At 63.3% G+C, this 21,601-nt stretch carries 23 protein-coding genes and 1 tRNA gene; 12 read left to right on the forward strand and 12 right to left on the reverse strand.

Annotation, left to right across the window (positions count from 1 at the left end; translation table 11 throughout):
* Positions 1 to 38: 38 nt before the first annotated feature.
* From JNA92_RS01050 to JNA92_RS01060, 3 genes are all read right to left on the reverse strand, one after another.
* Complete coding sequence (locus JNA92_RS01050; RefSeq protein ID WP_241802954.1) at positions 39 to 599, reverse strand: Smr/MutS family protein; 561 nt, start codon at positions 597 to 599, stop codon at positions 39 to 41.
* A gap of 96 nt (positions 600 to 695) precedes the next feature.
* Positions 696 to 1,016: a hypothetical protein gene (locus tag JNA92_RS01055; protein ID WP_241802955.1), complete on the reverse strand. Its 321-nt coding sequence runs from the start codon at positions 1,014 to 1,016 to the stop codon at positions 696 to 698.
* Positions 1,017 to 1,105: 89 nt separating this feature from the next.
* Entirely contained in the window at positions 1,106 to 1,696 is a 591-nt protein-coding gene (locus JNA92_RS01060) for a cysteine hydrolase family protein (RefSeq protein ID WP_012313346.1), read from the reverse strand.
* 179 nt (positions 1,697 to 1,875) lie between these two features.
* On the opposite strand from JNA92_RS01060, the gene prmB reads away from it, so the two are divergent.
* Positions 1,876 to 2,784 carry a 50S ribosomal protein L3 N(5)-glutamine methyltransferase gene (prmB, locus tag JNA92_RS01065; RefSeq protein WP_241802956.1) on the forward strand — a complete coding sequence of 303 codons (909 nt, stop codon included), beginning with the start codon at positions 1,876 to 1,878 and terminating at the stop codon, positions 2,782 to 2,784.
* A gap of 80 nt (positions 2,785 to 2,864) precedes the next feature.
* Here the strand turns inward: prmB and JNA92_RS01070 are convergent, their stop codons facing one another.
* Both JNA92_RS01070 and JNA92_RS01075 read right to left on the reverse strand, forming a co-directional pair.
* Entirely contained in the window at positions 2,865 to 3,653 is a 789-nt protein-coding gene (locus JNA92_RS01070) for a hypothetical protein (RefSeq protein ID WP_241802957.1), read from the reverse strand.
* Positions 3,654 to 3,734: 81 nt separating this feature from the next.
* The gene (locus JNA92_RS01075) at positions 3,735 to 4,697 is read right to left on the reverse strand and encodes an alpha/beta hydrolase (RefSeq protein WP_241802958.1); all 963 of its coding nucleotides are present in this window, start codon (positions 4,695 to 4,697) and stop codon (positions 3,735 to 3,737) included.
* Between the two features lie 172 nt (positions 4,698 to 4,869).
* Here JNA92_RS01075 and aroC point away from each other — a divergent pair, with 172 nt between their 5' ends.
* The 3 genes from aroC to JNA92_RS01090 all read left to right on the forward strand — a co-directional run bounded on the left by aroC (position 4,870) and on the right by JNA92_RS01090 (position 7,912).
* Positions 4,870 to 5,961: a chorismate synthase gene (gene aroC / locus JNA92_RS01080; protein WP_241802959.1), complete on the forward strand. Its 1,092-nt coding sequence runs from the start codon at positions 4,870 to 4,872 to the stop codon at positions 5,959 to 5,961.
* A 257-nt stretch (positions 5,962 to 6,218) separates the two neighbouring features.
* Positions 6,219 to 7,370 (forward strand): MFS transporter, encoded by a 1,152-nt coding sequence (locus JNA92_RS01085; protein ID WP_241803395.1) that lies wholly within the window; start codon positions 6,219 to 6,221, stop codon positions 7,368 to 7,370.
* 5 nt (positions 7,371 to 7,375) lie between these two features.
* Entirely contained in the window at positions 7,376 to 7,912 is a 537-nt protein-coding gene (locus tag JNA92_RS01090; protein WP_241802960.1) for an oxidase, read from the forward strand.
* A gap of 116 nt (positions 7,913 to 8,028) precedes the next feature.
* On the opposite strand, the gene JNA92_RS01095 is transcribed toward JNA92_RS01090, so the two are convergent.
* Positions 8,029 to 8,301, reverse strand: coding sequence for a DUF3509 domain-containing protein (locus JNA92_RS01095; protein WP_012313353.1), 273 nt, complete (start codon positions 8,299 to 8,301; stop codon positions 8,029 to 8,031).
* A gap of 268 nt (positions 8,302 to 8,569) precedes the next feature.
* Here JNA92_RS01095 and JNA92_RS01100 point away from each other — a divergent pair, with 268 nt between their 5' ends.
* Entirely contained in the window at positions 8,570 to 9,094 is a 525-nt protein-coding gene (locus JNA92_RS01100; RefSeq protein ID WP_241802961.1) for an ankyrin repeat domain-containing protein, read from the forward strand.
* A gap of 59 nt (positions 9,095 to 9,153) precedes the next feature.
* Positions 9,154 to 9,684 carry a hypothetical protein gene (locus JNA92_RS01105; protein ID WP_241802962.1) on the forward strand — a complete coding sequence of 177 codons (531 nt, stop codon included), beginning with the start codon at positions 9,154 to 9,156 and terminating at the stop codon, positions 9,682 to 9,684.
* Between the two features lie 59 nt (positions 9,685 to 9,743).
* Here the strand turns inward: JNA92_RS01105 and JNA92_RS01110 are convergent, their stop codons facing one another.
* Positions 9,744 to 10,682 (reverse strand): ZIP family metal transporter, encoded by a 939-nt coding sequence (locus tag JNA92_RS01110; RefSeq protein ID WP_241802963.1) that lies wholly within the window; start codon positions 10,680 to 10,682, stop codon positions 9,744 to 9,746.
* Positions 10,683 to 10,808: 126 nt separating this feature from the next.
* Here JNA92_RS01110 and JNA92_RS01115 point away from each other — a divergent pair, with 126 nt between their 5' ends.
* The 4 genes from JNA92_RS01115 to JNA92_RS01130 all read left to right on the forward strand — a co-directional run bounded on the left by JNA92_RS01115 (position 10,809) and on the right by JNA92_RS01130 (position 14,154).
* Positions 10,809 to 11,003 (forward strand): PLDc N-terminal domain-containing protein, encoded by a 195-nt coding sequence (locus JNA92_RS01115; protein ID WP_241802964.1) that lies wholly within the window; start codon positions 10,809 to 10,811, stop codon positions 11,001 to 11,003.
* 148 nt (positions 11,004 to 11,151) lie between these two features.
* Entirely contained in the window at positions 11,152 to 13,224 is a 2,073-nt protein-coding gene (locus JNA92_RS01120; RefSeq protein ID WP_241802965.1) for an LTA synthase family protein, read from the forward strand.
* 185 nt (positions 13,225 to 13,409) lie between these two features.
* Positions 13,410 to 13,646, forward strand: a complete 237-nt coding sequence (locus JNA92_RS01125) for a hypothetical protein (protein ID WP_241802966.1) — start codon at positions 13,410 to 13,412, stop codon at positions 13,644 to 13,646.
* Positions 13,647 to 13,821: 175 nt separating this feature from the next.
* Positions 13,822 to 14,154, forward strand: a complete 333-nt coding sequence (locus JNA92_RS01130; RefSeq protein WP_241802967.1) for a ribonuclease E inhibitor RraB — start codon at positions 13,822 to 13,824, stop codon at positions 14,152 to 14,154.
* 58 nt (positions 14,155 to 14,212) lie between these two features.
* Here the strand turns inward: JNA92_RS01130 and JNA92_RS01135 are convergent, their stop codons facing one another.
* Entirely contained in the window at positions 14,213 to 15,013 is an 801-nt protein-coding gene (locus JNA92_RS01135; RefSeq protein ID WP_241802968.1) for a cytochrome c, read from the reverse strand.
* Between the two features lie 526 nt (positions 15,014 to 15,539).
* Between JNA92_RS01135 and JNA92_RS01140 the strand changes: the two genes are divergently transcribed.
* Entirely contained in the window at positions 15,540 to 16,274 is a 735-nt protein-coding gene (locus tag JNA92_RS01140) for an amidotransferase (protein WP_241802969.1), read from the forward strand.
* A gap of 32 nt (positions 16,275 to 16,306) precedes the next feature.
* Here the strand turns inward: JNA92_RS01140 and JNA92_RS01145 are convergent, their stop codons facing one another.
* The 3 genes from JNA92_RS01145 to JNA92_RS01155 form a co-directional block, all read right to left on the reverse strand.
* Positions 16,307 to 17,278, reverse strand: a complete 972-nt coding sequence (locus JNA92_RS01145; RefSeq protein ID WP_241802970.1) for a magnesium and cobalt transport protein CorA — start codon at positions 17,276 to 17,278, stop codon at positions 16,307 to 16,309.
* Between the two features lie 63 nt (positions 17,279 to 17,341).
* Positions 17,342 to 18,061, reverse strand: coding sequence for a lysophospholipid acyltransferase family protein (locus tag JNA92_RS01150; protein WP_241802971.1), 720 nt, complete (start codon positions 18,059 to 18,061; stop codon positions 17,342 to 17,344).
* 116 nt (positions 18,062 to 18,177) lie between these two features.
* Positions 18,178 to 18,867, reverse strand: a complete 690-nt coding sequence (locus tag JNA92_RS01155; RefSeq protein WP_241802972.1) for a crotonase/enoyl-CoA hydratase family protein — start codon at positions 18,865 to 18,867, stop codon at positions 18,178 to 18,180.
* Between the two features lie 290 nt (positions 18,868 to 19,157).
* Here JNA92_RS01155 and JNA92_RS01160 point away from each other — a divergent pair.
* A tRNA-Ser gene (locus tag JNA92_RS01160) sits at positions 19,158 to 19,247 on the forward strand.
* Between the two features lie 122 nt (positions 19,248 to 19,369).
* Here JNA92_RS01160 and JNA92_RS01165 read toward each other — a convergent pair.
* Positions 19,370 to 21,508, reverse strand: coding sequence for a TonB-dependent siderophore receptor (locus JNA92_RS01165; protein WP_241802973.1), 2,139 nt, complete (start codon positions 21,506 to 21,508; stop codon positions 19,370 to 19,372).
* Between the last annotated feature and the right edge of the window lie 93 nt (positions 21,509 to 21,601).

The raw sequence follows: 21,601 nt of genomic DNA on the forward strand, positions 1-21,601 counted from the left end.
AAGGTTACGGCGGCAAAGCCTGCGCTGCAAGCGTGGCGTTACTCGTCGCGGCCTTCCATCATGGTTCGTTTGAGCATTACGTACACGGCACCGGTGCCGCCATGGCGAGCCTGGCAGGAGGTGAAACCGAGCACCTGCGGGTGCTGGCGCAGCCAGGTGTTGACGTGGCTCTTGATCATTGGGCGCTTGCCATCCAGGCGTGCGGCCTTGCCGTGGGTCACGCGCACGCAGCGTACTTCCAGCTTGGTAGCCTCGGCAATGAACGCCCACAGGGTTTCGCGGGCCTTCTCCACCGTCATGCCGTGCAGGTCGAGGCTACCCTCGAAGGCGATCTGGCCGAGTTTGAGCTTGCGCAGCTGGGTTTCCTGCACGCCGTCGCGGCGCCACATCAACTCGTCTTCGGCACCCACGTCGATCACGAACTGGTCGGACAGCCCGTCGATCACCAACGTCTGGTCACTGCGCACGGTCGCCGCCTGGCGCAGGCCAGCCAGCTGCTTGCGGTCAGCCTTGGGTTTGCCGACCTCGGCACGGTCGTGCTTGATCGGCTTGACGCCGCGCACCTCGGCGCTGAACAGGGAAAAATCGTCGTCTTGCATGGTGCCTCCACGTGGGCGGCGTAGTTTACGCGATCAACCCTGTGGCGTCAGCAATGCCCCTGCCCTTGGCAGGGCAGGGGCGCTTGGGCAAAGCGTTCAGTCGTGCTTCTTCATCAGGTGCGGCGACATGTTCAGCTCCCGCCCGCGGCGCAGGCGAATGCGGCTGCGCCGCCAGAAGCGCACGCCCAGGTACAGCAGCAACAGCCCGGCCACGCTCAGGGTAATCGAAAGCGGGCGGTTGGCATTGAGCTCGGCAAAGGCTGGGTAATTACCCAGCAGCCCAGCGATGCCGGCCATGGCCAGCAGCACACCGAAGGTGGCTAGCAGCGCCGACAGGCCGGCGGCCAGGCGGGCGCCCCAGTTGCTCGGTTGGCGCTGGCGCAGGCGTTTGGCGTCGAAACTGCCTTTGAGTTTCATTCCGATTTCCTCTGTGGATATCCGGAATTGGACCCGCAACCGGCCCCCGGGTTCCGCCCGGCTGCCGGGCGGTGGTCAGCTCGCCAGGTTCAGATCAGGCTGGCGGTGGGGGCGACGCAGGCGAAGTTGTCGGCCATGACGGCCATTTCGCACTCGTGAATCTGCGCAGCGGGTATCACGCGGTCTTTCAAGGCCAGGTCGCGGGTCGCCGAAGCGTCTTGCACCAAGGTGCAACGATAACCATAGTCCTTGGCCCGGCGTACGGTGGTGCTGACGCTGGAATGGCTCATGAAGCCGCAGACGATCAGGTCCAGGTGCCCCAGCTCCTGCAGGGTTTCGTGCAGCTTGGTGTTCTTGAAGGCATTTGGCATGCGCTTTTCGATGATTATTTCACCGTCGCGTGGCTCCAGCCCCGGGATGAATTCACCGGCAGGGCCTTGGGGGTCGAAGCGGCCGCCGACGGTACCGAGGTGGCGGACGTGGATGATCGGACGGCCAGCCTTGCGGGCGGCGTCGAGCAACCTGGCGATGTTGGCCACGGCCTCGTCCATGCCCGACAGCGCGAGCGGACCACTGAGGTACTCTTTTTGCGCATCGATGACGATCAGGCTGGCTTGGCTCAGCTTGGCCGGCGGGTAATCGCGACCAGTGAGGCGGAACATCGTGGTTGGAACGGACATCAAGGGCTCCTTGGAAGGGCTTTTGTATCGCTATTCTCCCTTGCCTTGGCGCCAATGGGAATGGTTGACAACCAAACCTGCGCAGTTACTGGCCTGTGGCTACCCACTGGGCGATCCGCAGGAACATTTGTGCGGTGCGGGCTGTTAGACTTTTGTCCAGATATCAATAGGAGTACCCCGTGATCACATCTCGTCTGCGCACCTTGCGCGACCATATCCGCTGGGCAGTCAGCCGCTTCCACGAGCACGAGCTGTTTTTCGGCCATGGTGCCGACAACGCCTGGGATGAAGCCCGCCTGCTGGTGCTGGGCGCCGTGCACCTGCCGTGGGAAATCGCCGACAGCTACCTGGATTGCCAGCTTGAGGACGACGAGCGTGTACGCCTGCAGCACCTGCTCAAGCGCCGTATCGAAGACCGTGTACCCACGGCATACCTGTTGGGTGAGGCGTGGTTCTGTGGCATGTCGTTCATCGTGGACGAGCGTGTGCTGGTACCGCGTTCGCCGATCGGCGAGCTGATCGAAAATCGCTTCGAGCCGTGGCTGGCCAGCGAGCCTGCGCGCATTCTCGACCTGTGCACCGGCTCGGGTTGCATCGGTATCGTGGCGGCCGAGGTGTTCCCCGAGGCCGAGGTGGTGTTGGCCGACCTGTCCTTCGAAGCGCTTGAAGTGGCCAACCAGAACATCGAACGCCATGGCCTGGACGAGCGTGTGTACACGGTGCAGGGCGACGGCTTTGCGGGCCTGCCGGGGCAGCGCTTCGACCTGATCCTGTCCAACCCGCCGTATGTCGATGCCGAGGACTTCGGCGACATGCCGGCCGAGTATCACCACGAGCCGAAAATGGGCCTGGCCTGCGGCAACGATGGCCTGGACCTGGTGCGGCGCATGCTGGCCGAGGCGGCCGAGCACCTGACTGAGAAGGGCCTGCTGATTGTCGAGGTGGGCAATAGCCAGGTGCATGTCGAGCAACTGTACCCGGAGGTCGACTTCGCCTGGCTGGACTTCGAGCGCGGTGGGCATGGGGTCTTCATGCTGACGGCAGAGCAGTGCCGGCAGCATCAGGAACTGTTCAAGGCCCGCCTCTGATCGGGGCTTGACGGGATAGGGGCATGCCCAGGTTGCACGGTCTCAACCGCTGCAACACCCGTGGCATGCACCCGCCCGCGCTAGCGGGTGGCAATCCAGATCAACAACCCTGCCTGGAACACCGCGAACGCCACCAGGCAGGTAATGGTAAAGCGCAGCCCGCTATCCTCGCGGCGGTACTTGGCCACCCGCTCATCGCGCTCGCGCAGTTGCGCTTCCTTTTCCAAAAGGTTCTGCTCGGCCTGCTGCAGCATCCCGGCCGCCTCGAGCATGGTCACCCGTTGCACTTTCTCACTGTTCCAGCCGCCCTTGAGCTGGCCCACCGTGGCCTCTACCGTGCGGCCTTTGAGGTGCTGCCCGTCGGTGTACTCGACCTCAAGGCCGGTTGCGGTCAGGAAGCGGTCGCGGCGCAGGCGCGTGTCCTCGTTCAGCGCGTCCTTGTTCGGCAGCGCCATGCCTTCAATGTGGTAGTGCGGCCACTTGCGCTGCAACCACTGCACCGCCTGGGCCAGCATGAAGCGCCCCAGGCCGCGGTTCAGTGGCTCCAGCTGCAGGCCGCTGTCGCTGCCGAGGCTCACCCGCCGCTCAAGGTGGTCGACCCGCACATCCAGTTGGTTCTGCTCCTTGCGCACCTTCTGCCCGGGCAGGCGGATTTCCATGCGCAGCAGGCTGTGCGCCTTGTCGTGGCGCTCGGCGTGGCCGAACTCGACGAAACGCAGCGGCCGTGCGCCGCTGTTGCGGTCGGTGGGCAGCGGCGCCAGGCGCAGCAGCTGAAAGTGTTCTACTGCCAGGTCAGCCCAGGGCAGCACGGGGCTGTCCGGGGCTTGCGGCTCTTCGGCCGGCTCTACGGCGGCGGGGGCGTCGGTCATCAGGGCGTTCTCACATGCAAGCCAATACCGAGCTTATCGGCCGTATCGCCCAGGACCTGAGGCCATTGTGCAGCGATCTCCTCAGGCTGAGGGCAACTGATGAATGAACGTCACCACCCGCTGACCCAGCTCACGGGCCAGCGGCAGTTCAGGGTTCAGATAGCTGTCGCGCTGTTCGCTCATGGCTTTGGGGCTGATGCGCAGCATGTGGTTCATGCCGTCGATCAGTACCAGCTGGGCATCGGGTTTGGCCGCCTTCAGGCGTTCGGCATCAGCCACATCGACTTGCACGTCGTTGCGGCCCTGGATGATCAGCGCCGGCATCGGCAGGCGGGCGAAGGCCTTGGCCGGGTCCTGCCGGAACAGTGAGATCAGGTAGGGCTGCACGCTGGGGCGGAAAACCTGACGCAGGGGCGCGGGGACATCCAGGCTGGTCTGCCCGGCCTGCAGGCGGTCGAGCAGGGCGCTGGTGCGGGCCAGTTGCGCGGGTGGCATGCGCTGCGCCAGTTGCTCGCGCAGCACATCGGCGATGGGCCGGCCGCTGCCGGCCAGGGTGATTACCGCGCTGGCGCCGGCCTGCTCGGCGGCCAGGCTGGCGATCAGTGCGCCTTCGCTGTGGCCGACCAGTATCAGCGGGCCGAAGCGCGGGTCGGCCTTGAGCTTGCGGCTCCAGGCCACCACATCGGCAACGTAGCGCTCGACACTGAGGTTGCGCTCATCGGGGGTGGCCGGCAGGCTGGCGGCCACGCCGCGCTTGTCGTAACGCACGCTGGCAATGTGCTCATTGGCCAGCAGCAGCGCCAGGCGCTTGAGGTTGTCGATACGCCCCGAGGCCGGGTTGTTGCCGTCGCGGTCGGTGGGGCCGGAGCCGGCGATGATCAACACCACAGGGGGTGGTGTGGCCTGCTGCGGCAACAGCAGGCTGCCATGCAGCACGCCCTGGCCTGTGTCCAGGTCGATAGGGCGTTGCAGGACGGTGGGTGAGGCTGCCTGGGCAAGGCCGGTGCACAGCAGGAGGAACAGGGCGACGAAGCGCGGCATCATGCGGTACTACATGGGGAGATGTGGCGTTTGACCCAATGTTCGTGGGAAGGTTCGGCAGATGGCATGGCTATGATCGCTTCTCGCCGGCAGCCGGTGACAGGGCGCTCACAGATCAGCGTTCCATCTGTATACTGCTGCTCTCGTCAATTTCAGGCAGACTCGCGGAGCGTCCATGTCCGGCAATACCTACGGCAAGCTGTTCACTGTCACCACCGCTGGCGAAAGCCATGGCCCGGCGTTGGTCGCCATTGTCGATGGCTGCCCTCCGGGCCTGGAACTCTCCCTCGCCGACCTGCAGCACGACCTCGACCGGCGCAAGCCCGGTACCAGCCGGCACACCACCCAGCGCCAGGAACCGGACGAGGTGGAGATCCTCTCCGGCGTGTTCGAAGGCCGTACCACTGGTTGCTCGATCGGCCTGCTGATCCGCAACACCGACCAGAAGTCCAAGGACTACTCGACGATCAAGGACCTGTTCCGCCCGGCCCACGCCGACTACACCTACCACCACAAATATGGCCTGCGCGACTACCGCGGCGGTGGCCGCAGCTCGGCCCGTGAAACTGCCATGCGCGTGGCGGCCGGTGCCATTGCCAAGAAGTACCTGGCCACCCAGGGCATCCAGGTGCGCGGCTACATGAGCCAGCTGGGGCCAATCGAAATCCCCTTCAAGACCTGGGATTCGGTGCAGGACAACGCCTTCTTCAGCCCCGATCCGGACAAGGTGCCAGAGCTGGAGGCTTACATGGACCAGCTGCGCCGCGACCAGGACTCGGTCGGGGCGAAAATCACCGTGGTGGCCGAAGGCGTGATGCCGGGCCTGGGTGAGCCGATTTTCGATCGCCTGGACGCGGAGCTGGCCCATGCGCTGATGAGCATCAATGCGGTGAAGGGCGTTGAAATCGGTGCCGGCTTCGCCAGCATCGCCCAGCGCGGCACCGAGCACCGCGACGAGCTGACCCCTGAAGGCTTCCTCAGCAACAATGCGGGCGGGATTCTGGGCGGTATCAGCTCGGGCCAGCCGATCGTCGCCCACCTGGCGCTCAAGCCGACCTCCAGCATCACCGTGCCGGGCCGGTCGATCGACGTGGACGGCAACCCGGTCGATGTCGTCACCAAAGGCCGTCATGACCCGTGCGTTGGCATTCGCGCAACGCCCATCGCCGAAGCGATGATGGCCATCGTGCTGATGGATCACCTGCTGCGTCACCGGGCGCAGAATGCCGAAGTGAAGGTCGCTACTCCGGTTCTGCGCCAGCTCTGATTCGACAGTACCGGCCCCATCGCCGGCAAGCCGGCTCCCACCGGGATCGCGCCAGCTTTGAGAAGTTGAGCAAGACAGCTGCCCCGCAATGTCCAGCGGGGCCAGCTCTGACTTCACAGAGCTGATCCAGTGGGCCCAGCTCTGATTTCACAGTGCTGTCCCAGTGTGGCCCAGCTCTGATTTCACGTGCTGCCCCAGTGGGAGCCGGCTTGCCGGCGATAGGGCCGGTACAGGCAATATCCCTTTCTGGCTGAGCCCTGATGACTGCAATCCCCTACTGGCGCCTGTCCAGCTTCTACCTCTTCTACTTCGCTCTGCTGGGTTCGACAGCCCCATTCCTGGCCCTGTACTTCGACCACCTCGGCTTCCCCCCGGCGCGTATCGGCGAGCTGGTGGCCATCCCCATGCTGATGCGCTGCGTCGCCCCCAACCTGTGGGGCTGGTTGGGTGATCGCAGCGGCCAGCGGCTGCTGATCGTGCGCCTCGGCGCGCTGTGTACCCTGGCCACCTTTGCACTGATCTTCTTCGGCAAAAGCTACGCCTGGCTGGCGATGGTCATGGCCCTGCACGCGTTCTTCTGGCATGCGGTGCTGCCGCAGTTCGAGGTCATCACCCTGGCCCATCTGCACGGGCAGACCGCGCGCTACAGCCAGGTGCGCCTGTGGGGTTCGATCGGTTTCATCCTCACCGTGGTCGGGCTTGGGCGGTTGTTCGAATGGCTGAGCCTCGACATCTACCCGGTCGCCCTGGTGACCATCATGGCGGGCATCGTCGCGGCCAGCCTGTGGGTGCCCAATGCCCAGCCGGTGGAGCAGGGCGAGCGGCGCGGCGCGGGCGGCTTTCTGCGCCAGTTGCGGGCGCCTGGGGTGGTTGCCTTCTACCTCTGCGTGGCATTGATGCAGCTCAGCCATGGGCCCTACTACACCTTCCTCACGTTGCACCTGGAGCACCTGGGCTACAGCCGCAGTGCCATCGGCCTGCTCTGGGCGCTGGGGGTGGTGGCTGAAGTACTTGTCTTCATGGCCATGAGCCGCATCTTCACGCGCTTCAGTGTGCAGCAAGTGCTGCTGGCCAGCTTCCTGTTGGCCGCCCTGCGCTGGCTGCTGCTGGGTAACCTGGCGGGCGAGCCGGGTGTGCTGGTTTTCGCCCAGGTGCTGCACGCGGCCACGTTCGGCTGCTTCCATGCCGCCTCCATCGCGTTCGTCCAGGCCAGTTTCGGTGCCCGTCAGCAGGGCCAGGGCCAGGCATTGTATGCGGCGCTGTCGGGCACCGGCGGTGCACTGGGAGCATTGTACTCGGGCTACAGCTGGAAGCTGCTGGGCCCAACGTTCACCTTTGGTATGGCCAGCGCCGCAGCGCTTGCGGCAGCCGTTATCATTGCCACTCGTTCGAAATCGACCAGGACCTGACGCTGATGAGCATCCTCTGTGTATTCCACCCGTCCAGCCCGGCCTTGCCGAACAAGGTATTGACCCACCACGACGACATCGCCGCAACATTGGCAGAGCAGGGCGTGCGTTTTGACCACGCTGCGCTGGCGCTGCGCATTCGGCCAGGCAGCAGCGAGGAAGAGGTGATGAGCACCTGCCGCGAACACCTTGACCGGCTGATGACCGCCCAAGGCTGCACAGCCTTCAGTGTGCTCAACCGCGACGGTGCCGACCCGGCGCAGGTCGACCTGCGCGATGAGCATGTGCATGACGTTGACGAAGTGTTTGCCGTGATTACAGGCCGCGCTCAGATCGGGCTGCGCCTGGGTGACTATGTGTATGCGCTGGTGTGTGAGAAAGGTGACCAGCTGGTGATCCCGGCAGGGAGCCGGCGCTGGGTGGAACTGGGGGATAATCCGTTTTGCCTGGCACTGCGTTTGTACACCAGTGAGCAGGGCTTACAGCCACGCTTTACCGGGGATGAAACAGCGCGGGCGTACGCAGGTATCGACGAGTTCTAGTGTCCGCTCCGGCCCCTCGTGGGCAAGCCTGTGCCTACAGAAACCCCGCCATCCCTATGGGCAATGCAGTTTCTGAGGGCGCAGGTTTACCCGCGAGCGGCCGGTGCAGACAAAACTCAACGATAGGTCGGCAGCGCGAAACGCTGCTGGCTTTGCAGCATCGAGATCACCGGCAATTCACTGGCTTGCTCGGCCAGGTCGCGGCGGATGGCGCTGATCGCCCAGGACAGCTGTTCGGCGCTGTGCAGTTGCCCGTAGGTCAGCACGCGACGGGTAACCCGGCCATCAGTGGCGCGCAGCGTCAGCAGGATGCCGCCATCGGGGCGAGGCTGGGTGGTGACCTGGTAGGCCGAGAACACCGAGACGAACTTTTCCTGAATGAGGTCCATATCAACTCCTGACTGATGTGTGGGCAGACGTGAGTTGATAATTGCAGTGACCGTGCCAAACTTCGTTCCTAGAAAAAATCCTTTATTTTCAGCGGTTTAGGTGAATCTACCAAGAGGCGGCTCCGTGCAGGCTGCATGGTCGTGCATTTTGCACAGTGCATTTTGCACGAGGTGGTCGATGCCTATCGGCGCTATAGATTCTGAACCTTTGACCTGCTTGGCTTGCCTGACAAACACTTGGGCAATCTTTTCTGCCAGGAGGTTCCAGATGTCTGAACAACAAGCACCCGCCGCCATGACCGATGACGAGACCGCCGCGTTCGCCGAGCAGGTCTTCGAGCGTGCCCGCCAGGGGGATGCCGAGATGCTCGAGCGTCTTCTGGCCAGTGGCTTGCCGGCCAATCTGCGCAACCATAAAGGCGACACGCTGCTGATGTTGGCCAGCTACCATGGCCACCATGATGCGGTTCGTGTATTGCTGAGCCATGGCGCCGACCCGCTGGTTGCCAACGACAACGGCCAGCTTCCGATCGCGGGTGCTGCGTTCAAGGGTGACATGGCCATGATCCAGCTTTTGCTGGACCACGGCGTGCCGGTCGACGCCGCTGCGCAGGATGGGCGTACCGCGCTGATGCTGGCGGCGATGTTCAACCGTGTAGAAATTCTCGACCACCTGCTGGCCCAGGGGGCCGACCCGGCACGCCAGGATGCGCGCGGTGCCACTGCGCTGATGGCGGCGAATACCATGGGCGCGGTCGACACCGCTGCGCGCTTGCAGGCGCTAGCCGGCTAACGGCCTGGGGGCGTTTGCGGCTATCCTTGGCGACTTTTCACCCGTCGCAGGCCCCCTTCATGAAAAACCAGTTGCTCGAATTCATCAGCCTGATCGGCGCCGGCTGCATGCGCGATGAAGACATCGAGCGCATCGCCGACGAGGCCGCGCAGGCCTACGCCGACCCCGCTGCCTTCCTTGCCGCCAACCCGGACATCAATTACGACGACAGCTTCCCGATCCCGCTGGGCGAGTGGGTAGTGCTCGGCAGCCTGCCGGACACCGTGGTGTTCCAGGCCGACAGCTATCAGGAGCTGTTCCAGCAGATCTGTGGTTCGTTCGACAAGAGCGTACCGTTCACCCTCAAGCCCAAGCAGCTTGCGCGTACCGAGCCGTTGACGGCGCTCAATCGCATCCAGGTGCAGATGGCCGCGTTGAACAAAGAGGCCGGTGGTTATGTGTTGCTCAACTTCAGCCAGTTGCTCGATGATGAGCTGCAGGTGGTGATGGTTGGCCAGAATGACCTGGCGCGGGTGCTGGAACTGGGGGCTGAGCTGGGGATCAAGGTAGAGCCTGCCTTGGAAGCGTTGAAGGTCGCTGTTCACGTCTGACGTTCAGGGCTGTGGCCACCGGCGCTATCGCCGGCAAAGCCGGTGCAATCCTGCGCTGTTCAACCCAGCGCAGTATCCAGAAACATCATCACCGCAAACCCGCCCATCACCCCCAGCGTGGCCGCCGTCTGATGCCCATTGCGGTGGGTTTCGGGTATCACCTCGTGAGACACCACGAACAGCATCGCCCCTGCCGCCAGCCCCATGCTGATGGGGTAGGCGAGGGCGAAACCAGTGGAGATCCCCAGCCCGATCACCGCGCCCAAGGGCTCCATCAGGCCCGAGCCAATCGCCACCAGCGCGGCCTTGAAGTTGGACAACCCGGTTGCGCGCAAGGCAAGCGCCACCGCCAACCCCTCGGGGATGTCCTGAATGGCGATGGCGCTGGTCAGTGGCAGGCCGACCGTCATGTCGCCATTGGTGAAGCTCACGCCAATGGCCATGCCCTCGGGCAGGTTGTGCAGGGTGATCGCCAGCACGAATAACCACACCCGGCTGACGCGCTCAGCCTGGGGCCCGCAGGGGCCTGTGCTTTCGTGTTCGTGTGGAGTGAAGCGGTCGAGCCCGAGCATCAGCAGCACACCCAGGCCCATGCCCAGCACCACGGTAAAGGCGGCGGCCGGGTCGTTGCCGGTAATTTCGCGGGCAGCCTCGAGCCCCGGCAAAATCAGTGAAAACGAACTGGCGGCCAGCATCATGCCCGCGGCAAAGCCGAGCATCACGTCCTGGCTGCGTGCGCTGACATCGCGCAGCACCACGGCCAGTACAGCGCCCAGCGCCGTGGCACCGAAGCCGGACAGCCCGCCGAGCAGCGCCAGGTGCAGGTTGTCGGCATGTTCGCCGTTGACGGCGTTCCAGAAACTCGCCGCCAGCAGCACGATGATCGCCAGCAAGCTCACGCCCAGGCCCGCGCTGAGCCACGGCGTGTTGGCCGCTTGCTGGCGCCAGGCGCTCAGCAAGGAGTGCGAGGCGGGGGTTTGGGTCTGTGCTGGGGGCATGCGAACCTCGAATCTGTGAATGCTTGCAGTCTATCCAGTGACAGGCAGGGCAGGCCAAGGATTCCCTTCTATCGACCTGATAGCTGACTATGCTCGGCCACAGTGACGTTACAACGGAGTTTTGCCATGGGTTCGACGTTCAACGGGCTGGTTGGCCTGATCATTCTGGCGCTGGCTATCTGGGCAATCCTCAATGTGATCAAGAGCGGCACCAAGGTGGGGGTCAAACTGCTGTGGATCCTGCTGATCGCCTTGCTGCCGGTGATCGGCCTGGTGATCTGGGCCATTGCCGGCCCCAGGGGCAGTGTCCGCCTTGGATAGGGGCATTTTGCTGGCGCAGACAAAACCAGCAACAGCCTCGTGACAAAATTTTCACATTGGTTTAAAGAGAATCCGCACCCGCACAATGCTGCGTTGGTCTAACGCCGGCGCCATCCCGCAAACACGCAATCCTAGGATCTCTCCATTCATGGCTAACACGGATGCCTTGAACCAACAGGGCGCGCGAGCCTTTTCGCCGACCTTGAAATCGCACTTGGCCTATACGCTGTTGTGTGCCCTGGTGATCATGCTGATGCTCAGCCTGGTGCGCCTGGCGCTGCTGGTCTACAACAGTGACATGATCGGCGACACCCCTTACTCCACCGTTGCCGAAGGCTTCTTCAACGGTTTGCGCTTCGACCTGCGCGTGGTGGTGTACCTGAGCATCCCGTTGTTGCTGGCAACCCTGAGCCCATGGGCCATGGCCCGGCGTGGCCTGTTCCGCCTCTGGCTGACCATCACCGCGAGCGTGGTGATGTTCCTCGGCCTGATGGAGCTGGACTTCTACCGCGAGTTTCACCAGCGCCTCAACGGCTTGGTCTTCCAGTACATCCAGGAAGACCCGAAAACCGTCATGAGCATGCTCTGGTACGGTTTCCCAGTGGTCCGCTACCTGCTGGCCTGGCTGTTCGGCACCTGGCTGCTGAGCCTGGTGTTCAAGGGTATCGACCGCCTGACCCGTGGTGTCGGTGGTGATGCTGTTGTGATGCAGCGCAGTGTTGCACCGTGGTATCACCGCCTGGCCGTGTTCATGGTGATCCTGCTGGTGGCAGTGGTTGCTGCCCGTGGCACCCTGCGTCAGGGCCCGCCGATGCGCTGGGGTGATGCCTTCACTACCGACTCCAACTTCGTCAACCAGCTGGGCCTCAACGGTACACTGACCCTGATCGACGCTGCCAAGAGCCGTTTCGGTGAAGACCGTGCCAACATCTGGAAGCCGGTGCTGGAGCAAGACCTGGCTACGCAGACGGTACGTGAACAGCTGCTGACCCCCTACGACACGCTGGTCGATACCGACGAGGCTCCCGTGCGCCGGGACTTCGTGCCGCCGGCCGAAGGCACCTTGCCGGTCAAGAACGTGGTGGTGATCCTCATGGAGAGCTTCGCCGGCCATTCGGTAGGCGCGCTGGGCAGCCCGAACAACATCACCCCGTACTTCGACAAGCTGGCCAAGGAGGGGTTGTTGTTCGACCGCTTCTTCTCCAACGGTACCCATACCCACCAGGGCATGTTCGCGACCATGGCCTGCTTCCCCAACCTGCCGGGCTTCGAATACCTGATGCAGACCCCGGAAGGCGGGCACAAGCTGTCGGGCCTGCCGGCGCTGCTGAGCGCTCGTGACTACGACGATGTGTACGTCTACAACGGTGACTTCGCCTGGGACAACCAGTCCGGTTTCTTCGGCAACCAGGGCATGACCACCTTCATCGGCCGCAACGACTTCGTCGACCCGGTGTTCTCCGACCCGACCTGGGGCGTTTCCGACCAGGACATGTTCGACCGGGGCCACGAAGAACTGGCCAAGCGTGATGGCAGCAAGCCGATCTATGCGCTGCTGCAGACGCTGTCCAATCACACGCCGTATGCCTTGCCCAAGGACCTGCCGGTGGAGAGGGTCACAGGCCAGGGCCGCCTGGACGAGCACCTGACTGCCATGCGCTACTCCGACTGGGCGCTGGGCCAGTTCTTCGAGAAGGCGCGCAAAGAGCCGTACTTCAAGGACACCTTGTTCGTCATCGTTGGCGACCATGGTTTCGGCAACCACCAGCAGGTCACCGAGCTGGACCTGGGCCGCTTCAACGTGCCGCTGCTGCTGATCGCGCCGGGTATCCAGGAGAGGTTCGGTGCGGTCAACCACACCGTGGGCACCCAGGTCGACATCGTGCCGACCATCATGGGCCGCTTGGGTGGCAAGGCACGGCACCAGTGCTGGGGCCGCGACCTGCTCAACCTGCCTGAGGGCGACCAGGGCATTGGCATGATCAAGCCGTCGGGCAGTGAGCAGATCGTTGGCCTGGTGCAGGGTGACCGCATCCTGATCGAGTCCAAGGACATGACACCGCGCCTGTACCGCTACCAGCTGGGCAAGGAGTTCAAGGCCGAGCTGATCGAAAGCCCGGACCAGCCGCAGATGCTCAAGCAGCTCGAAGCGTTTATCCAGACCGCGACCAAGAGCTTGCTCGACAACACGGCTGGTGTGGTGCACGGCACACCGAAGTAACCTGCCAAGGGGCCGCTCTGCGGCCCATCGCCGGCGAAGCCGGTGCCATGCACCGCTGCATCTGCATTGCCGGTTCGCCAGGCTGCGGCCACCACTAGCTGCAAATGACTGAACAATTCCCCGGGCCCATGGTCAAGCATTAACAGGCGTCACCCCCGATGTTCTCTGCTTGAGAGGGCTATTCAATGAAAGAGTGGGAAGTCATCTTTGCCGACCAGAAAGGCGAGCCAACCACATTGCTGATGCACGGCGAACAGTGCCCCAGCGAGGAAGAGGCAGCCCGTGCCATACGTTCGCATCTTTTCCCGGTCATGGATGAGCTGGACCTCAACGACTTCCAGGACCGTGCCCCATCCCCCACTGCACGTTGGCTCAAGGAGCAGAACGGCGTGGTCATCACCCGTATCCAGGAATCTTCCTGACCCGCACGGTTGGCGTGGCGCCACACCAGGCACTACGCTAGTGGGAGGTGTTGGCCTGTTCTGCGGGGCTGCACCTGTCAATTCGCGTCTTGCATCAGCTCGAACTGCACGGCAATGCCGGCAGGTGCGTAGTGCACGGAAAGTCTATCCATTGCTTTATTCAGGAGGACGATTCATGAGCAGCCAGAACGACGATATCAGCAGCAATGTCCTGCGTCAGATGAAAGCTGGCGGTTTCGACTTCAGCCGTATCCACCCCATCGAGTTCTACGCGGTATTTCCAGATGAAGCCGGCGCGCGACGCGCGGCCGGGCAGTTTCGTGGTGAGTCGCTCAATGCTCAGGTGCGAGAGCGGGATGATGGTGTGTGGCACCTGGAATTGAGCAAGATCATGTATGCCACCTATGGCGGTATCGGCGACTTCGAAGAGGCCTTCGAGCAGGTCGTGTCACCCTACGGCGGCGAGGTCGAGGGGTGGGGCGTCAAGCAAGAACGGCCAATAGCCTGAAACCCACCGGGCTGCGTTTGCAGCCCGACCCAGTCGCCGGCCTGCCGGCGATTGGCCTTCAAGGCCTGCGCTTGGCCATATGCCCCAGGTAAGCCAGCAGGGCATCCAGTTCCTTTTCACTCAACACACTTTCGGCAAACCCCGGCATCCGCGCCTGGGGCCACTGCCTCAGGCTTTGCGGGTCGCGAATGTACTGGCGCAGGAACCCCGGCTGGAAATACTCGGTCGGGTTATGCGGCACGTTCAGGTCCGGGCCGAACTGGGCATCCCCCGCACCATTGAGCCGATGGCAGGCCAGGCAGTTTTGCTGAAACAGGGCAAAGCCCTGGCGCACTGGGTCTTCGGCCGGCAGCTTCGGGTCAGGCAGCAGTGCCGGGAAGCGTTGCTCCACCGTCGCCAGGCGGCGGATCGTGGCAATCTGGAATGGCCATTGCTCAGGGCGGATGCCGCTTGCCTGTGGTGCGGTCCACACCAGGTAGAACGGCCCGGCGCTGGGTTTGCCCTTGCCCAGTGCCGGCCACGGCGCGGCAGGGTCCTCGATGGCCAGCCAGGCGCGTGCCGGGCCCTTCTGCAGCAACGGCGCGGCCGGCATCTCGGCCGCGAAACCGTCCAGCGCCACGGCTTGCAGGTGATCATCTGCCTCGACGCCTTGCAACAGCGTGGCCAGCGGCACAGCGCGGTAACGCATGGGCCGTTTGTAGGAAACGTCCTGTTCGATGGTTATGTCGCGTGCTTGCGGCATGCGCAGCAACTCGGCGCTGTCCAGGGTGCGCGATGTGCCATCGAGTTCCAGGTGCAGTTGTGCCGCCTGCAGCGGCAAGCTGAGAAAAAGGGCTAGCAGGGCAAAAAACAGGCGCATAGGGAGGCTCCGACCGTCATGGCCGGCAGGTTACCTGTGCGTTGCCCCTTGAGGCCACAGCCATCGTCATCCGAACAAACGTGTCAGGTTCGGCAAGATCAACAGCAACGTCGTGGCGAATAAGATGAGCCCAGCTTGGCGAATTTTCGATTGTCTGAACATGGCGGACCGCCTTCTTGTTGTTATTCCTGAATACCCGTTGGCTTCCCTGTCGCGTTTCGGGTCGATCACCGCAGCGTGCCTGCACGCTTTACCACTGACCTCTTTGAATCGATATACAACCAACAGTAGGGTGAACGTCATCCATGTTTAAGAACCCTTTGTTCTATTGACCTTGCATACTGATTGCCGGATGGCATGAGGCCAATAGCCAGCTCTCTGACATGCTCTGGCTAGACAGGGGCGCAATACCCGGCGCCTATCCGACAAAATGTGACCGTTCGTCAGTGCAGCCTACTTGCTTGTACGTGCCTTTCACGGCAGTCTCTACAGCTGATTCCCACCCATGTCGTTCAGGACTATCCCTATGTCGTTACGCATCTGCATCCTTGAGACCGATGTCCTGCGACCGGAGTTGACCGCGCAGTACCAGGGCTACGGCAGGATGTTCGAGCAGCTCTTCTCGCGGCAGCCGATTGCAGCCGAGTTTCGTGTGTACAACGTGATGAACGGCGACTACCCCGCCGACGACGAACGTTTCGATGCCTACCTTGTGACAGGCAGCAAGGCGGACTCGTTCGGTTCAGATCCATGGATCCAGACCCTCAAGGCGTATCTGCTCAAGCTGTACCAGCGCGGCGAAAAGCTGCTGGGTGTGTGCTTCGGCCATCAGCTGCTGGCGTTGACCCTGGGTGGCAAGGCCGAGCGGGCTGACAAGGGCTGGGGCGTGGGCATCCACCGCTATTCGCTGGCGGCACATGCGCCGTGGATGGACCCTGAGGTGTCCGAGCTGACCTTGCTGATCAGCCACCAGGACCAGGTCACTGAACTGCCTGAAGGCGCTACGGTAATCGCCTCCAGCGATTTCTGCCCGAACGCGGCGTATCACATCCGCGATCAGGTGCTGTGCTTCCAGGGGCATCCGGAGTTCGTCCACGACTATTCGCGGGCCTTGCTCGATGCGCGTCAGGAATACCTGGGGGATGAGGTTTACCACAAGGCGGTGGCTAGCCTGGCCACTGAACACCAGGGCGACCTGGTCGGTGAGTGGATGATGCGCTTCATCCAGCAGCCAACCAAGGCCAGCGACAGCGCTGCCTGATGCACAGGGGCTGCGAACGCAGCCCCGACACGCTAAAGCCAGCCGGAGCGCTTGAAGCTGGCGAACAGCCCGGCGCATCCCAGCCCGATCACCCCCAGCACCGCAAAATACCCGTAATGCCAGCCAAGCTCCGGCATGTTCTGGAAGTTCATCCCGTAGATCCCGGCAATCGCCGTGGGGAACGCCAAGATCGCCGCCCACGCTGCGAATTTGCGCTGCACGATGCTTTGCCGCCGTGACTCCAGCAGCATGCCAATCTCGATGGTCTGGCTGGCGATGTCGCGGATCCCGACCAGGTCTTCCATCTGCCGCGTCACGTGGATCTGCACGTCGCGAAAGTAGGGGCGCATGTTCTTGTCGATGAACGGGAAGCTCAGGCGCTGCAGTTCCTCGCTCACCTCCACCATGGGCGCCACATAGCGGCGCAGGCGCAGGATGTCGCGGCGCAGGCTGTGCAGGCGGCGGATGTCGTCTTCGAGCAACGAGCCGGTGAGCACGCTCTGCTCCAGCTCTTCGATCTCGTCATGGATGGCTTCGCTGACCGGTTGGTAGTTTTCGGTGACGAAGTCCAGCAGTGCGTAAAGCACGAAATCTTCGCCGTGCTCCAACAGCAAGGGGCGCGCCTCGCAGCGTTGGCGCACCAGGGCATAGGATTTGGAGTGGCCGTTGCGGCAGGTGATGACGTAGCCGTTGCCGGCGAAGATGTGGGTTTCGATGAACTCCAGCTTGCCCTCATGGCGCACGGGCGAATAGGTGACGATGAACAGCGCGTCGCCGAAGGTTTCGAGCTTGGGCCGGCTGTGTTTCTCCAGCGCGTCCTCGATGGCCAGTTCGTGCAGGTTGAACTGGCACTGCAGGTTGGCCAGTTCCTCGGCATTGGGCTCTTCCAGGCCGATCCAGACGAAATGCCCGGGCTTGCGTGCCCACTCGCTGCCCTCGTCGATGCTGATGTTGGTGACTTTTCTGCCGGCGCTGTACACCGCCGATGCCACGACTCGACCCATGGTTATCCACTTGTTTGGTTGCACACGATGTACAGCTTGGGCCGTAGGGGCGCTGAGGGCAACCTAGCGCTTGGACAACTCGCCTTCCATGTGGTCGATGCACTGCTGCATCTGCCCGCGGCACTGCTCGATCAAGGCCGGGAGGTCTTGCTGGGTCAGCCCTTCAGTAGCGATCGGCGGCAGTGAGCGCACGATCACCGTGCGGCGTCGCCAGCTGTTGAGCCCCAAACGGCGCGCATAGCGGCTGACGCACACCGGCACGATCGGTACGCCCGCCTCGAGCGCCATGTGGAAGGCGCCTTTCTTGAACGCCAGCAACTGGTCTGACGGGTTGCGCGTGCCCTCAGGGAAGATCCAGATCGACGTGTCGTCACGCAGGATACGCGTGGTCACCTGCATGGCCTTGCGCGCCTGGTAAGCATTCTTGCGGTCCACCAGCACATTGCCGCCCAACCAGAACAACTGCCCGAACAGTGGGATCCAGCCGAGGCTTTTCTTGCCGATGGCGACCGTGCGCCGGGGCACCACATGGCCGAGGATGAACAGGTCGAAGTTGGACTGGTGGTTGGCGATGATCACACAGCCGGGTGGCTGGTCAGCCAGCGGGCCGACTTCGGCCTTGACCTCGATGCCCAGCAGCCGGGTGGCCGGCAGGCTGTAAAGGCGGGCGAAAATGCGGCTGTTGTCGCGGTTGAAGGGGCGCAGCACGCCGATCAGCAGGCCAATGGCCCCGACCAGCAGGAAGTGCAGCGCCAGTAGGAGCATGCGAAGGCAATAAAGCATGGTTTGGCTCACACCAGACAGTCGCGGTGCAGTGTACGGCTGTGCACTGGGTTGGGCAAACCTTGGGTTCGCGCCAATGGCCCTCTGGGCGGCGTGACGGCCAGAGGGCCTGAGGGTCAACCCACTGGCTGCTGGTCCAGTTGGATGGCCTCATCCAGGGCGTCCAGGAGGCCCTTGCGCACCTTCAGCTTGGTGTTCTTGTGCGCCAGCATGTTCAGCTTCTTCAATTCACGCGCAGCGGCCAGCGCGGTGTCGTGCAACTGCTCGGCCGGCACCACCTTGTCGAGAAAGCCCGCTTGCATCGCGCCATGCGGGTCAAAGATTTCGGCATTGTTCACCGAGCGCTGGAAGGCTGCGCGGCTCAGGCGGTCGCGGGCCAGTTCGATGCCGGCGTGGTGCATGGTCATGCCGATCTGCACTTCGTTCAGGCAGATCTTGTACGGCCCCTCGACACCGATGCGGTAGTCGGCGGACAACAACAGGAAGGCACCCTTGGCCACGGCGTTGCCGGGGCAGGCGACGATCACCGGGAACGGGTGAGAGAGCAGGCGCCGGGCCAGGGTGGAGCCGGCGGTGACCAGGCTGATGGCTTCCTTGGGGCCTGCGGTCATCACTTTCAGGTCGTAGCCGCCAGACAGGATGCCCGGCTGGCCGGTGATGATGACCACGGCGCGATCTTCCTTGGCGCGGTCCAGGGCCGCGTTGAAGGCCGTGATGACATCCGGCGAGATAGCGTTGACCTTGCCGTTGTTGAGGGTCAGGGTGGCGATGCCGTCTTCGGCGTGGTAGGTAATCAGCTCGCTCATGGCTAGAGTCCTTTAGGGGGCGTGGCGACGACGTTACCCAGCGCTGCGGGCCAGGTAAAGCAGCAAGGCTGACCAGCCAGTCAGCGACCGGCCTTGATGCCTTGCGCAATCAGGGCAGGGCGTGCGGTTGCGGTAAAAGCGCTGGCGAGATTGGCAGCTTTGCCCTGGCAGCCTGGGGTTTTCCGTGGTTTGGCTTAAATGCATGAAAAAACTGAAAAAAATGCTTGCCAAAGAAAAGGTCTTCTACTAAATTAGCGCGCCTCGACAGGCTGAATGGCTTGAAGAGAAACGGTGAAGTGTCCGAGTGGTCGAAGGAGCACGCCTGGAAAGTGTGTATACGAGAAATCGTATCAAGGGTTCAAATCCCTTCTTCACCGCCACATTCTACGAAGAGCCCCCATGCTGAAAAGCCTGGGGGCTTTTTGTTTGCTGGGGTTTTTGCCCCAGCGGGGCGCGCAGGGGCATGTGCGCCCCTGCCAGCCCCCCATTGCGACCAGTTGCCCTAGAAGCTCACCACGGCCGACACGCGTGCGGTCCTGGGCGCGCCCTGGAAAAGGTAGTTGTCCCCCAGGTAGTCCCCCACATCCCGCCAGTAGCGCTTGTCGAACACGTTGTCCACGGTCAGGCGCAGCACGGTGTCATAGCCCCCGATACGCGTGCGATAGCGGCTTCCCACATCGAACACGGTATAGCCCCCGACCTGTACATTCCCCGCCTGGCTCGCATACTTGCTGGCGCTGTATCGCGCCCCGCCCAGCAGCGCCAGGCCCGGGACCGGCAGGCTGTAGTCGGCTTGCAGGGCGGCACGCAGGCGCGGCACGTTGATCGCCTGGTGGTCTTCGTAGGCATCGGTACCGCTGTTTTTCACCCGGGCGCGAATCGCTGCGGCGCTGGCCTGGACCTGCAGGTTCGAGGTCACCCAGCCGCTGGCGCCCAGTTCCAGGCCGATGTTCTTCTGCTGGCCCTGCTGTACATAGGTGAAGCTGCCGTCGCCTTCAGGGCGGGCGTATTGATAGGCCTGGCGGATCTGGAACAGCGCGGCGCTGAAACTCATGCCCTGCCAGTCGCGCTTGATGCCCAGCTCAAGCTGATGCGAGAGGGTAGGGGCAAGGATTTCTGCCGCATTGCTGGCATACCAGGGCGCGGTGCCCCCTGCAGACAGGCCCTTGGAGTAGCTGGCATACACGGTGGTCTCCTGGCGCGGCTTGTAGATCAGCGCGGCATTGGGCAGCAACTGGTATTGCCGGGTATGGCGCCCGGCCAGGCCCGTTTCGTCCCAGGTCTTTTCGTCCAGGCGCACTTCACGGGCGCCGAGCACGGCCTGCCACTGTTCGCTGAAGGTGATGCGGTCGTTGATGAACAGGCCGTACTGGCGGCTGTCCAGGCGCCGCTCGCTGGCACCGACCGGCAGGTCCGAGGGCGCTACGGCGGGCGCGCCGGTGTAGATGTTGCCGCTGCCGACCAGCTGGTTGTAGTAGGGGCGTTGATCCAGCGTGCGGCGTTGAGCGCTGGCGCCCACCGTCAGTTCATGGCTCACGCCGAGCGCGTCGAAGTGGCCGTCGAGCATCGCTTGCGCTTCGTCGGTGCGGCGGGTGTCGTCAGGGCTGCGGAAGTCATAGATGTCGTAGTCGCCCTCTGGGCTGAAGTGCGACTGCCAGCCGTCTTCGCTGCCCCAGGCGAACGCGCTGTAGTCATCGATGACCACTTTGCTGCGCGAGGCGCTCAGTGTGCCGCTCCAGGTATCGTTGAAACGGTACTGGAAACGCCCGCCCAGGTTCAGTGAATCGTTCTGTACCGGCTTGGCCCAGTGCTGGTAGGCCAGGCGGTCGTCCGGGTCGATCCCATGGGGGACTTCGCTGCCGCCAAGCAGTTGATAACCCGGTACCGAGCGCTGTTCGCGGTGCTGGTATTCGGCATCGAGCTGCAAGGTGGCATCAGGGTTGATCTGCCAATCGAACGCCAGCGAAGCAAAGTCGCGCTTGCCGTCGGCATGGTCGACGTAGGAGCGGATGTCTTCGTGGGCGAGGTTGGCGCGCAGCCCGAACTGCCGCTCACTGCCAAACCAGCCGCCCAGGTCGGTGGCCAGGTAGCGCTCGCCCTGTTCGTTGGTCGACACCGTTACGCTGCGCACATCCTCGGCGCGCTTGGTCACGTAATTGATCAGCCCGCCGGGCGCCGACACGCCACTGTGCAGGCCCGACAGGCCCTTGAGCAGTTCGACTTGCTGCTTGTTCTCCAGCGCCACGTTCTGCTCGCCGGCGATGGTCTGGCCATTGATGCGGTAGCTGCTGGCGGCATTGAGCTCGAAGCCGCGCACGTTGAAGTTTTCGTAATAGCCGATCGGGGCGTAGCTTTCGCCGACCGAGGCATCGCTGTGCAGCACTTCGCTGAGTGTGCGTACCTGGCGGTCTTCGATCAGTTGCTGGCTGAAAACACTGACCGATGCCGGGGTGTCGAGCAGGGGGGCTGCCTGAAACCCGCCTACCGCAGCGTCGGTTACTTGATAGCCGTCGTTGCCGTAGGTGTCGGATACCTGCATCGGGGCGAGTGTGACGCTGTCCTGGGCCAGGCCTTGGGGGGTGTGCAGGGCCAGGCCCAGGCTGAGCAGGCTCAGGGGCAGGCGGGGGTGGGGCAGGGGCATGCTGGGGTCCTTGAGCGATGAGCACGCACGGGCCCACTCGCGGGTAAGCCCGCGAATGGGCCCGTGCAGTCAAAAAACGCTCATGTTATCAGG

The sequence above is a fragment of the Pseudomonas putida genome, from assembly GCF_022627325.1.
Classification (GTDB): domain Bacteria; phylum Pseudomonadota; class Gammaproteobacteria; order Pseudomonadales; family Pseudomonadaceae; genus Aquipseudomonas; species Aquipseudomonas putida_X.